The 12,074-nt window shown below is 68.8% G+C and carries 10 protein-coding genes; 7 read left to right on the forward strand and 3 right to left on the reverse strand.

Annotated features, from left to right (window positions below; genetic code table 11):
* Nucleotides 1-32: 32 nt before the first annotated feature.
* Both CY658_RS28495 and CY658_RS28500 read left to right on the forward strand, forming a co-directional pair.
* Complete coding sequence (locus CY658_RS28495; RefSeq protein WP_101493376.1) at nucleotides 33-920, forward strand: DMT family transporter; 888 nt, start codon at nucleotides 33-35, stop codon at nucleotides 918-920.
* Between the two features lie 208 nt (nucleotides 921-1,128).
* A complete protein-coding gene (locus tag CY658_RS28500; protein ID WP_180839067.1) occupies nucleotides 1,129-2,259 on the forward strand; it encodes a lytic polysaccharide monooxygenase in 1,131 nt (376 codons plus the stop codon).
* Between the two features lie 23 nt (nucleotides 2,260-2,282).
* On the opposite strand, the gene CY658_RS28505 is transcribed toward CY658_RS28500, so the two are convergent.
* The 3 genes from CY658_RS28505 to CY658_RS28515 are packed head-to-tail and all read right to left on the reverse strand — an operon-like array spanning nucleotide 2,283 to nucleotide 6,308.
* Nucleotides 2,283-3,053 (reverse strand): GntR family transcriptional regulator, encoded by a 771-nt coding sequence (locus CY658_RS28505; protein ID WP_180288626.1) that lies wholly within the window; start codon nucleotides 3,051-3,053, stop codon nucleotides 2,283-2,285.
* A gap of 1 nt (nucleotide 3,054) precedes the next feature.
* A complete protein-coding gene (locus CY658_RS28510) occupies nucleotides 3,055-4,824 on the reverse strand; it encodes a glycerol-3-phosphate dehydrogenase/oxidase (RefSeq protein ID WP_101493378.1) in 1,770 nt (589 codons plus the stop codon).
* A complete protein-coding gene (locus CY658_RS28515) occupies nucleotides 4,821-6,308 on the reverse strand; it encodes an FGGY family carbohydrate kinase (RefSeq protein WP_101493379.1) in 1,488 nt (495 codons plus the stop codon). Before CY658_RS28515 ends, CY658_RS28510 begins: the two co-directional genes overlap by 4 nt.
* A 180-nt stretch (nucleotides 6,309-6,488) precedes the next feature.
* On the opposite strand from CY658_RS28515, the gene CY658_RS28520 reads away from it, so the two are divergent.
* From CY658_RS28520 to CY658_RS28540, 5 genes are read left to right on the forward strand one after another with little or no spacing between them, the layout of a single operon-like run.
* Nucleotides 6,489-7,535, forward strand: a complete 1,047-nt coding sequence (locus tag CY658_RS28520) for a substrate-binding domain-containing protein (protein WP_099794689.1) — start codon at nucleotides 6,489-6,491, stop codon at nucleotides 7,533-7,535.
* Complete coding sequence (locus CY658_RS28525) at nucleotides 7,532-9,064, forward strand: sugar ABC transporter ATP-binding protein (RefSeq protein WP_101493380.1); 1,533 nt, start codon at nucleotides 7,532-7,534, stop codon at nucleotides 9,062-9,064. Before CY658_RS28520 ends, CY658_RS28525 begins: the two co-directional genes overlap by 4 nt.
* Nucleotides 9,061-10,101 carry an ABC transporter permease gene (locus CY658_RS28530; protein ID WP_099794687.1) on the forward strand — a complete coding sequence of 347 codons (1,041 nt, stop codon included), beginning with the start codon at nucleotides 9,061-9,063 and terminating at the stop codon, nucleotides 10,099-10,101. The genes CY658_RS28525 and CY658_RS28530 overlap by 4 nt, the downstream gene beginning before the upstream one ends.
* A gap of 14 nt (nucleotides 10,102-10,115) precedes the next feature.
* A complete protein-coding gene (locus CY658_RS28535; RefSeq protein WP_180839068.1) occupies nucleotides 10,116-11,096 on the forward strand; it encodes an aldo/keto reductase in 981 nt (326 codons plus the stop codon).
* 53 nt (nucleotides 11,097-11,149) lie between these two features.
* Nucleotides 11,150-12,001: a class I fructose-bisphosphate aldolase gene (locus CY658_RS28540; RefSeq protein WP_101493382.1), complete on the forward strand. Its 852-nt coding sequence runs from the start codon at nucleotides 11,150-11,152 to the stop codon at nucleotides 11,999-12,001.
* Nucleotides 12,002-12,074: the final 73 nt, after the last annotated feature.

Below are 12,074 nucleotides of genomic sequence, written 5' to 3' on the forward strand. Positions count from 1 at the left end.
CGAATGCGCGGGCCGCGCCACAATCGCGGCCCATGCCTTCCTTCACCCCGCGCCAGTTCGTTCTTCTCGTGCTCCTCACCCTCGCGTGGGGCTTCAACTGGCCGGTGATGAAACTCGGCGTGGCCGACTACCCGCCGCTGGCCTTCCGCGCGATTTCGATCTGGCTGGGCGTGCCCGTGCTGGCGATGGCGCTGGTCGTGATGAAGGTGCCGTTTCGCGTGCCGCGCAGCGCGTGGCCCGAGCTGGTGTGGCTGGGCGCGACCAACATGTTCGTCTGGCACGCCTGCATCATCCTCGCGGTGAAGGCACTGTCGGGCGGGCGTGCCGCGATCCTGGGCTACACGATGCCGGTGTTCTCCGCGGTCATCGGCGCGCTGCTGTTCTCGGCCGTGCTCACGCGCCGCGCATGGACCGGCGTGGGCGCCTGCGCCATCGGCGTCGGGTTGCTGCTGTGGCACGAACTCACCGACTTCGCGGGTCGCCCCGGCTACGTGGCGCTGGCGCTGGTGGCCGCCGCCACGTGGGCGCTGGGCACGCAGCTGCTGCGCCACACGCGCATCGGCCTGCCGACGCTCACGCTCTCGTTCTGGATGACGGCCATGACGGCCGTGGTGATGACGGTGCTGTCGCTCCTGTTCGAGCGCGACCAATGGCGCTCGCCGGGCGCCGTGACCTGGGGATCGATCGCCTACAACGCGGTGCTGATCTTCGGCTTCGCGCACGCGGCCTGGTTCTACCTGGCACGCGGCCTGCCGCCGGTGGCCTCGACCTTGAGCGTGATGTTCATCCCCGTGCTCGGCGTGTTCAGCGGCGCGGTGTGGCTCGGCGAGGTCGTGCACTGGCAGGACTGGGTGGCCGTGGCGCTGATGATGGTCGCCATCGCCTCGGTGCTGCTGCCTGCGCGCGCTGCCAAAAGCTGAGCGCGAAGCGCAGCGCGGGGTGCAAAAAATAGCCGCATAGTCGGCACGCCAAAAGCATTACAGACGCGGTCTGAAAATTGACCCTTTGCTGGGCAAAAGTCTCGTTCCGAGCGCTTTCGATTCCTAGAATTCGGCTGCTTTCTATTGCAACTGAATCTCATTAAGGATCGAAATGGCATTTGGAATTTCCTGGAAAACGACGTGCGGCATGGCCGCTGCTGCCAGCTTCTTCGCGCCGCTGGCCTATGGCCACGGCGCGCCGGAGTACCCCATCTCGCGCCAGTACAGCTGCTACCAGAACCGGGCCCAACCGGCGTGCCAGGCGGCCATCGCCTACGGCGGTGAACAGGCGATCTACGACTGGAACGGCGTGAACCAGGGAGCGGCCGGCGGCAATCACCAGGCCGTAGTGCCGAGTGGCCAGATGTGCGCGGGCGGCCAGAGCAAGTTCAAGGGCTTCGACCTGGCACGCCCCGATTGGCAGGCCACCACCTGGTCGCCGTCCAACGACGGCAGCTACGAGTTCCGTTATCACGCGACGGCGCCGCACCGCACGCTCGACTGGAAGTTCTATCTCACGCGCGAAGGCTGGAAGCCCGGCACCGGGCCGCTGCAATGGTCGGACGTCGAGCTGGTCAGCACGCTCGGCGCGAACCAGGTGGCCACGCCCTCGGCCAACCGCTACCAGATGAAGCTGCGCCTGCCGCATCGCACCGGACCGCACGTGCTCTACGCGGCCTGGCAGCGCGCGGACAGCCAGGAGGCTTTCTACAGTTGTTCCGACGTGAATTTCGGCGGCGGCGGCATCACGCCGCCCGTGGCACCGAGTCCGCTGCACCACATCGGCCAGGTGAACGCCAGCCAGAACCTGCCTGCCAACGCGACCGCGAAGCTGCGCGTGTTCGGTCGCGACGGCGCGGACCTGGAGGCACACACCCTCGCGATCACCGCCGCCAACGGCGCGCGTGACACCTGGCTCGGCCAACTCGCCAACCTCGTCAACGGCCGCTCGGCGTATGTGCGTGTGGGCAACCTGCAAGGCGGCAGCGTGACGGTGCCCACCCAGGCGACTGTGCTGCAGGTCTATGCGCTCACCGAAGCCTCGGGTGTGAGCCACGTGGTCGACATCGCGCTGCCACCGACCACGCCACCGGTCACACCCCCCGTCAATCCGCCCGGCGGTTCCGAATGGACCGAAGGTGCGAGCTACAAGGCCGGCCAGGTGATCTCGTACAAGGGCGTGAACTACGTGTGCCTGCAAAGCCATCAGGCCTGGAAGGGCGCGGGCTGGTACCCGGACGCGCCCTCGGTGATCAACGTGCTGTGGAAGCGCCAGTAATCACCGGCTTGTGACGACCGCGCTCAGGTCGTCGTCTGCACGTGCAGGCGGCTGGTCTTGCAGCGGTGCAGCGCGCGGTAGTGTTCCAGCGGCCGGCCGTTGGCGCCGTAGGCGATCGATTCGATGCGCAGCAGCGGCTCGGGCTGCGGCAGGTCGAGGAGGCGGCAGGTCTCGGCGTCGGGCAGCACGGCGTCGATCCAGCGTTCGGCGCGCACCAGCCGCACGCCGTACTGGCGGCGCAGCACGTCGTACAGCGAGCGGTCGTCCAGCCGCGTGCGGTGCAGGCCCGGCGCGAGGTCGGCCGGCACGGCCGTCTCGACCAGCAACCGCAGCTCGCCATCGACGCTGCGCAGGCGCTTGAGACCGACCACCTGCGCGTCTTCGGTGAGGCCCAACGCGGCGGCCTCTTGCGCGGTGGCGGCGCGCAGTTCCTGCACGAGGATCTGCGTGCGCACCGAGCGGCCCTTGCGTTCCATCTCGTCGGAAAAGCCCAGCACGGTGGAGACAAAATCTTCGTCGCGCTCGCGGGCCGACACGAAGGCGCCGCGGCCCTTGATCTTGTAGATGAGGTTGTTGCGCACCAGGTCGGCCAGCGCCTCGCGCACCACGATGCGCGAGATGCCGAACTGCTCGCCCAGCTCGGCCTCGGACGGCAGCTTGGCGCCGATGGGCAGCACCCCCTGCAAGATCTGCAGCCGGATGGCGTCGCGGAACTGCGCCCACAGCGGCGATTCGGAGTTGCGGTCGAGCGAGGTCGTCGACACGGTGTTGTCGGAGGCGGTGGTGAGGGTCACGTTAGGTCGGGCCGAGGACGGGGCTGGCCATCAATGATGCATCGAAAGCGGAAGGCGCCGGCTCGTTGGCCGCCACCGGTTGCAGGCGCACGCCGTGGCGCTCGCGCAGTGCGGCGGCGCAGGTGCGCAGTTCTTCATGCGCGCGGGCCGGGTCCCAGCCGAGGGCTTCGGCCGCCACGCCGGCGATCTCGGCGAGCGCGTCGTCGGTGATCAGCCCGCGGATGGCCAGCAGCGTGCGGCGGATCACGAGGTCGTCCAGGTGCACGACGCCGGTCTCCATGCACAGGTACGAGAGTTCGGCCGCCGAGTATTCGGGCGCGTGCTGCAGCGGCGTGTCGCCCGAGGCCGCGAGGCGCTGCGCCAGCGGCAGCGCCTTCGAACCGTAGCGGCGCAGCAGGCCCAGCGCGCGCGCGCGGCCCAGGCCCGAGCCCGCCGTCATCTTGTCGATGAAGCGCTCGGTGGCGGCCGCGTCGGCCGGCAGCTCGGCGCCGCCGCCGATGGGCAGCGACTCGGTCGAGGCGGTGCGCGAGCGGCCCAGGTGGCGCAGCACGTGGTCGGTGGCTTCTTCGGCCAGCGCGCGGAAGGTGGTCCACTTGCCGCCCACGAGGCCGACGATGGGCACGTCGCGCGTGGCGCTCGGCGGGTCGACCACCACCGAGTGGTCGCGCGAGATCTGGCCCGGCTTGTCGGCGTCGGAACGCGCCAGCGGGCGCACGCCGACGTAGGTGTAGATCACGTGGTTGCGGTCGAAGGCCATGTTCGGGAACACCTCGCGCAGCACGTCGATGAGGTAGTCGATCTCGGCCGGCTCGGTGACGATCTGGTCGGGGTCTTCCACCGGGATGTCGGTGGAGCCCACCAGCACGCGGTCGAGGAAGGGATAGACGATGCATACGCGCCCGTCCACCGCCTCGAAGTAGGCCATGCGGCCGTCGAGCGCATCGCGCAGCGCCGGGTGGTCGAGCACGAGGTGCGAGCCCTTGGTGCCCATCACGCGCGGGCCGGCGCCGCCGAGCACGGCCGCGCTGCGGTCGAGCCAGGCGCCGGTGGCGTTCACCACGGTGTCGGCCGTGACGCGCACCAGGGCACCGGTGATCTCGTCGCGCAGCGTGAGAATGTTGCCCGCGCAGCCCGTCACGCGGCAGTAGTTGGACGCCACCGAGCGCGGCTGGTCGCGGCAGGCGTCGCCGATGAGCTCGAGGATCAGCCATTCGGGATGGCTGATCCAGGCGTCGAAGAAGGTGGCGGTCCAGCGGATCGCGGCGCGGAACAGGCGGCGGTCGTTGGTGGGCACGCGGCTGATGCGGTGGCCCGGCATCACGCGCTGGCGGCGGCCCAGCAGGTCGTACAGGCGCAGGCCCGCGGCCACGGCCAGCAGGCCGCGTGTGCGCTGCGGCGGCGTGCGCCCGAAGAACTTGAGCGCACTGCTCAGCAGCCCGCCGAAGAAGCTCGACAGCGGCACCACGGTCTTCAGCGGCTGCACCAGGTGCGGCGCGTTGCGCAGCAGCAGGTTGCGCTCGCGCGTGGCCTCGGCCACCAGCGAGAAACTGCCGTTTTCGAGGTAGCGCAGGCCGCCGTGGATCATGCGCGAGGGCGCGCTGCTGGCGCCGGCGCCGAAGTCGCCCTTGTCGACGATGAGGCAATCGACGCGCTGCAGCGACAGGTCGCGGAACACGCCCACGCCGTTGATGCCCGCACCGACGATCACGGTCGAAAAATGGCGACCTTCGAGCGAGGCCGGACGGACGAAAGGCAGTTGCCAGGCGCTCATGACGCACCGCCCGAGAGGTGAGAAAAGACAGGAGACATGCGATCGATCAGTTCGTTGAATTCGGCGTTGAAATCGGCATGGGCCCGCGCGTCGCGCGCGTCGGGTTCGATGAGTTCGCAGGGCGCGCGCAGCGGGCTGGCGGGCCCCGCGTCGTCGAGGTCCTGCGACATCGCTGCATAGAGGGCGGCACCGCGCGCGCCGGTTTCGTCGTCGGCGCAGCGCTCGACCGGGTGGCCCAGCAGCGCCGCGAGCAGGCGCACCAGGCGCGCATCGCTGGCGCCGCCGCCCAGCACGCTGGAGGCCGACACCGGCAGGCCCTGCGACGCGAGGCGCGCGGTGTGGCGCGCATGCAGCGCGGCCACGGCATCGACCACGGCACGCGCCATGTCGGCGGGCGTGTGGTGGCTTTTGAGCCCGACGAAGCCGGCCGTGATGCCGCCCCCGCCGTTGATGAAAGGCAAGAAGCGCAGCCCGTTCGCACCGAGCGGCACACCCATGGCCAGGTCGACCACGGCGCGCGCATCGGGCAGCCCGAGCGCACCGGCCAGCCACGCGATGTTGGCCATCGACGAGGGGCTGTTCTCCATGTACAGGCGTTCGCGCGTGCGGCCGAAGTTGACGAGCGCGGCGACCTGGGGCTGCGGCTCGATCACCGGGCCGATGACCGCGTTGACGCACCACGTGCCCAGCACAGACACGGCGCGACCGCGGTCTTCGGCGCCGATGGCGGTCATCGAGGCGAGCAGGTCGATGGCGCCCATCGCGACCGGAATGCCGGCGGGCAGGCCGCACAGCGCCGCCTCGGCCGCGCGCAGCCGGCCCATGGTCTGGCCGCTGGGCACCAGCGGGCCGAAGGCGCGCGGCCCGAGGCCGTCGATGCCCGCGACCTCGAAGGCCAGGGGCGACCAGTCGCCGGTGGCCAGCGTGAGCAGGCCGGCGGTGCTGGCGTCGCTCGCGTCGGTGGCGATCTCGCCGGTCAGCAGGAAGCCGAGGTAGTCCTTGGCGAACAGCAGGCGGTGCAGCTCGCCGCGCTGCACGGCATCGGCGCCGAGCAGTTCGGCCGCGATCACGGTGGGCTGCCCGGGCCAGGGGCGGCAGCCCACGTCCGCGAACAGCCGGTCGCCGTGGCGCGCCGAGAGGGCGAGTGCGCGCGCATCGGCGCGCTGGTCGGTGGAGGCGACGGCGCGGCCGCCGACGAGTTCGTGTTGGGCATCGAGGGCATAGAGGCCTGCGCCGTGGCCGGTGCAGCCGATGGCGCACACGTCCGCGGCGCGCGCGCCGAGCTGGCGGGCCACGTCGCCGAGCACGTGGGTCAGCCCCGCGCGAATCGCCGCCTCGCCCACCTCGCAGCCGCCGCCGGGCAGCCGCGCATGCCGCAGGGGCAGGCGCGACACGGCCAGGCTGCGCCCGCTCCCCGCGTCCAGGGCCAGCGCCTTCAGGCTGCTCGAGCCCATGTCGATGCCGATCAGTATTTTGGTCTTCATGTCATAACAGCTTCGGCGGAAAAAAAGACTGTCACCAGTAGCGTTTCCCCTAGTTATCGGGAGAAACGGCCCGCCATTACATTCTAGCCTGTCATAACAACTGTCGTGACACCACGGTCCACAGGCTCGCCACCCAACGGCGGGCCGAAAGCTCTGCCAGTCAACGTGAGGAGACAAAGAATGAGGCGTAATTTCCTGAAGTCCGCGGCCGCTGCCGGTATCGGCCTGGCCGGTGCGAGCGCGTTCGCGCAACAGCAAGCCGCAGCCCCTGCGGCAGGTGCCGGCCTGCGCGGCAATGCCAGCGACGTCTACGTGATGAACGTGATGGTCTCGGGCGTCGAGTACTGGTTCCCGGTCTACGAAATGATGAAGCAGCTCGGCCGCACGCTGGGCGTTCGCACCCGCTACACCGGCACGCCGGAGTACGACGTGAACAAGCAGCTCGCATCGTTCGAACAGGAACTGGCGCGCAAGCCCGCCGGCATCCTGCTGCACCCGATGAACCCCGATCCGTTCATCGAACCCATCAACCGCGCCGCCGCGATGGGCATCCCGGTCGTGACCTTCGCGGCCGACTCGCCGAACTCCAAGCGCACCTCGTTCATCACGTCCGACAACGACCGCGAAGGCAACCAGGCTGCCGACGCGATCGCCGCTTCGCTCAACGGCAAGGGCGAGTACGCCGTGCTCGAGAACCCGGGCCAGGACAACCACGACCGCCGCATCTCCGCGTTCGTGAACCGCATGAAGGCCAAGCACCCGGGCATGAAGCTGGTCGGCCGCGCCGCCAGCAACCAGGACCCGAACAAGGCCTACCAGGCCGTGCTGAGCCTGGCGCAGGCCAACCCGAACCTGGGCGCGCTGTTCATGCCCGAAGCCAACTCGGCGCTCGGCGCTGCGCAGGCCAAGGTCGAGACCAAGAAGAACATCAAGGTGATGTGCTGCGACGTCAACGCCAAGATCCTGGACATGATCAAGTCGGGCGACGTGTTCGGTGCCATCAACCCGAACCAGGGCATGCAGGGCTACATGGGCATGATGATGCTGTTCCTGGCCAAGAACCCAGGCCTCATCGATCCGATGAACGACGCCAAGCGCAACGGCACCAACCCGATGGCCGTGCCCTTCCTGGACAACGGCCTGGCCGTGGTCAGCAAGGCCAATGCCGACGACTTCTACTGGGACAAGTACCTTGCCCGCCGTGGCACCAAGGGAATCGGCGAGTGAGCACCCCTGCCGCATTGCTTGAACTGCGCGGCATCGCGAAGCGCTTCGGCGCTTCGCGCGCCCTCTCGGGCGTGGACTTCTCGCTGCAGGCCGGCGAGATCCACGCCCTGTGCGGCGAGAACGGCGCGGGGAAGTCGACGCTGATGAACATCATCGACGGCATCCACCAGCCCGACGAAGGCACCATCGCGCTGCACGGCGACACCGTGGTCATCGACGGCCCCGCGCACGCGATGCGCCTGGGCATCGGCCTGGTGCACCAGGAAATCGCCCTGTGCGCCGACGCCACCGTGGCCGAGAACATCTTCATGCCGGAAATCAACGCCGGCCACCAGGCGTGGATGAACTTCTCCGCCTTGAACACGCGCGCCGCCAAGGTGCTGGCGCGCCTGGGCCAGGACATCGACCCGGCCGCGCTCGTGCGCGACCTGAGCATTTCGAACCAGCAGCTGGTGGAGATCGCCAAGGCGCTCACGCTCGACTGCAAGGTGCTCATCCTCGACGAGCCCACCGCCGCCCTCACCGACAACGAATCGGCCGCGCTCTTCCGTGTGCTGCACGACCTCAAGGCGCAGGGCATCGGCATCATCTACATCAGCCATCGCATGGCCGAGATCTTCACGCACTGCGACCGCGCCACCGTGCTGCGCGACGGACGCAACGTGCACAGCGGCCCGCTCGAAGGCATGACGCCCGACGAGCTCGTGCGCCGCATGGTCGGGCGCGACCTGGGCAACTACTACCCGCCCAAGCAATCCGCCGCTGCCGACGCGAACGCCGGCCCCGTGCTGGAAGTCGACGGCATCGCCGACGACGACCGCGTGCACGGCATCTCCTTCACGCTGAAGCGAGGCGAGATCCTCGGCATCGCCGGGCTCATGGGCGCCGGGCGCAGCGAGCTGGCCGAGACCGTGTGCGGCCTGCGCCCCGCGCGGCGCGGTGCGGTGCGGCTCAACGGCAAGACGTTGTCGATCCGCAAGTACAGCGACGCACTGCGCGAAGGCATCGCCTACCTCAGCGAAGACCGCAAGGAGGCCGGCGTGTTCCTCGACCTGCCGATTGCGCAGAACATCTCGTCGATGGCACTGCGCCGCGTCAGCTCGGCCTGGGGCCTGTTGCAGCGCGCGACCGAGCACCGGCTCGCGGTGCAGTTGGGCGCCAAGCTCAACCTGAAGTCGGACGGCGTGGCGATCGAGGTGTCGAGCCTGTCGGGCGGCAACCAGCAGAAGGTCGCGATCGCCAAGCTGCTGGCCACGCAACCCGCGGTGCTGCTGATGGACGAGCCCACGCGCGGCGTGGACGTGGGCGCGAAATCCGAGATTCACCACATCCTGCGCGACCTGGCCGACCAGGGCGTGGGCGTGGTGGTGATCTCTTCCGAACTGCCCGAGATCATCGGCCTGTGCGACCGCGCACTGGTGATCCGCGAAGGGCGATTGGCGGGCGAACTGGCCCATGACGAGATGACGGAGGAAGCCCTGCTGCGGCTGGCCTCCGGACTTTGCGAACCCGAAGAGGCAATGGCATGAACTTTCCGACCAGAATCGATGCAGGCGCTGCGGCCACGGCCACAGCCGGCTCCCTGCAACCCCGCCGAACAGGAGACCCCGTGAAGCAGAGCAACAAGCTCACGAGCATGCGCGAGGCCGGGCTGGTGCTGATCATCTTGGCGCTGTGCGTCGCGATGAGCTTCGCATCGCCCTACTTCCTCACCTGGGACAACGTGCGCGCGATGCTGCTGTCCTTCTCCATCGAAGGCATCGTGGTGGTGGGCATGACCATCCTGCTCATCGTCGGCGGCATCGACCTGTCGGTGGGCTCGGTGGTGTGCTTTGCGATGGTGGTGACCGGCAAGCTCTTTCTCATGGGCATGGACCCGTGGCTCGCAAGCCTGGTGGCCATTGGCGCCAGCGGCCTCATCGGCGCCATGATCGGCGGCTGCGTCACGCGCATCGGGCTGAACCACTTCATCGCCTCGCTGGCCTTCATGGTGATCGTGCGGGGCCTGTGCCTGGCGCTCACGCAGGGCACGCCGCAGTCGCTGTTCTCGCTGCCGGCCGAGTTCAAATTCATCGGCCAGGGCACGCTGTTCGGCGTGCCGGCCGTCATCTTGATCTTCCTGGCCATCGTGATCGTGAGCGACTTCGTGCTGCGCCGCTCGACCCTGCTGCGCCGCGTGTTCTACACCGGCAGCAACGAGAAGGCCGCGCTGTACGCCGGCATCCGCGTGGGCCGCGTGAAGTTCTGGGTCACGGTGCTGTGTTCCGCGTCGGCGGGCCTGGCCGGCGTGATCTACACCGCGCGCTTCGGCGCCGCCACGCCGACCTTCGGCATGGGCATGGAACTCAACGTGATTGCCGCGGCCGTGATCGGCGGCGCCAGCCTCAAGGGCGGCTCGGGCACCGTGCTCGGCGCCGTGCTCGGCCTGGCCCTGCTGTCGGTGGTGACCAGCTCGCTGATCCTGCTCGACGTATCGCCTTACTGGCAGGACGTGATCAAGGGCTTGATCCTGCTCGCGGCCGTGACCATCGACCACATCCTGAACACCCGAAAGACCAAGCGATGAGCAGCGCAACACAAATGAAGAAGACCACCCTGGGGCCCTCGGGCATCGAAAGCTCGGCCATCGGCCTGGGCACCTGGGCCATGGGCGGATGGATGTGGGGCGGCGGCGACAACGCAGCCGCCGTGATCGCCATCCAGGCCTCGCTCGATGCGGGCGTGAACCTGATCGACACCGCACCGGCCTACGGCCTGGGCCGCTCCGAGAGCATCGTCGGCACCGCGCTCAAGGGCCGTCGCCACGAGGCCGTGATCGCCACCAAGTGCGGCCTGGTGTGGCACACGCAGCAGGGCACGCACTTCTTCGAGGAAGACGGCCACCCGGTGTACCGCTACCTCGGGCGCGACTCGATCTTCCACGAATGCGAAGAGAGCCTGAAGCGCCTGCAGACCGACTACATCGACCTGTACATCACGCACTGGCAGGACCACACGACGCCCGTGGCCGAGACCATGGACGCGCTGCTGGCGCTCAAGAAGCAGGGAAAGATCCGCGCCATCGGCGTGAGCAACGCGACGCCCGAGATTCTGTCCGAGTACCTGAAGCACGGCCCCGTCGATGCGGCGCAAGAGCTCTACAGCCTCATCGATCGCGGGATCGAGACCACGCTGGCGCCGCTGTGCGCCGAGCACAACGTGGCGGTGCTGGGCTACTCGTCGCTGGCGCTGGGCCTCTTGGCCGGGCCCATCGACCCCGCGCGCGAGTTCAAGGGCGACGACCAGCGCGCCACCAACCCGCGCTTCAGCGAAGCCAACCGCGCCAAGCTCAAGGCCTTCTTCGACACGCTGGAGCCGCTGCGCACGCACCTGGGCTGCTCGTTCGGCCAGATGATGATCGCCTGGACCATCGCACGCGGCACCGTCTCGGTGGCGCTGTGCGGCGCGCGCGTGCGCCAGCAGGCGATTGAAAACGCCGGCGCCGGTGCGGTCGTGCTCGACGGCGAAGCGCTGCAGCTCATCGACGCTGCAGCCAAGCGCCACCTGGACGCGCTCGCCTGAGCGGCGTGTCTTTTTCCTCCCTTCCTTTTTCCTCACCACGGAGTTCTTCCTTCATGTCGAAAGACAAGACCGCGCGGCTCAACCGCCTGCTGCACAACGGCCGCTGCCTGGACATCGCCCTCGACCACGGCGTGTGCAACGAGCCCACATTTCTCGACGGCCTGGAGGACATGCCCGGCGTGATCGACAAGCTCGTGGCCGCCCGGCCCGATGCGATCCAGCTCAACTACGGGCAGTCCGACCTGCTGCAGAACCGCCCCGGCCGCGAGCGCCCCGCGCTGGTGATGCGCCTGGACATGGGCAACCCCTACAACGCCGTGCACCACCGCGTGATGTGGGCCGTGCTGCAGAACCAGGACGACCCGGTGCTGCCTGCCGTGCAGATGGACGCGGCCTGCGTGGTCGTCAACCTGTTCATGCTGCCCGACGAGCCCGACCTGTTCCGCCAGTGCGTGCAGAACATCGCCCGCGTGCGCGCCGACTGCGACCGCTACGGCATGCCGCTCATGATCGAGCCGCTGGTGATGCAGGCGCCCACCGCCACCAGCCGCTACATGGTGGACGGCGACGCCGAGAAGATCGTCACGCTCACGCGCCTGGCGCGCGAGATGGGCGCCGACATCGTCAAGGCCGACCCCACCACCGACGCCACCGACTTCCATCGCGTGGTGCAGGCCGCGCGCTGCCCCGTGCTCGTGCGCGGCGGCGGACGCGAAGACCTGCAGCAGGTGTTCGCGCGTTCGCGCGTGCTCATGGACCAGGGCGCGGTCGGCATGGTGTACGGCCGCAACGTCTACCAGCACGCCAACCCCTCGGCGGTGGTGAGCGCACTGATGGCCATGATCCACAACGATGCCAGCGCCGAAGCGGCCTGGGCCATCTACGAATCGGGCGGCGTGAAATAAGAGCGCCCCGGCGCTGACGCCTTCCACCCGGAAGGCGTCAGCGCCAACCAGCGGGAGAGCAAGACAGAAGAAG

Origin of the sequence: Variovorax sp. RO1, assembly GCF_002849325.1 — a bacterium.
Taxonomy (GTDB): domain Bacteria; phylum Pseudomonadota; class Gammaproteobacteria; order Burkholderiales; family Burkholderiaceae_C; genus Variovorax.

Coding starts and splice junctions, on each gene's coding strand:
- CY658_RS28495 (WP_101493376.1), top strand. CDS start 33: ATGCCTTCCTTCACCCCGCGCCAGTTCGTTCTTCTCGTGCTCCTCACC.
- CY658_RS28500 (WP_180839067.1), top strand. CDS start 1,129: ATGGCCGCTGCTGCCAGCTTCTTCGCGCCGCTGGCCTATGGCCACGGC.
- CY658_RS28510 (WP_101493378.1), bottom strand. CDS start 4,824: ATGAGCGCCTGGCAACTGCCTTTCGTCCGTCCGGCCTCGCTCGAAGGT.
- CY658_RS28515 (WP_101493379.1), bottom strand. CDS start 6,308: ATGAAGACCAAAATACTGATCGGCATCGACATGGGCTCGAGCAGCCTG.
- CY658_RS28520 (WP_099794689.1), top strand. CDS start 6,489: ATGAGGCGTAATTTCCTGAAGTCCGCGGCCGCTGCCGGTATCGGCCTG.
- CY658_RS28530 (WP_099794687.1), top strand. CDS start 9,061: ATGAACTTTCCGACCAGAATCGATGCAGGCGCTGCGGCCACGGCCACA.
- CY658_RS28535 (WP_180839068.1), top strand. CDS start 10,116: ATGAAGAAGACCACCCTGGGGCCCTCGGGCATCGAAAGCTCGGCCATC.
- CY658_RS28540 (WP_101493382.1), top strand. CDS start 11,150: ATGTCGAAAGACAAGACCGCGCGGCTCAACCGCCTGCTGCACAACGGC.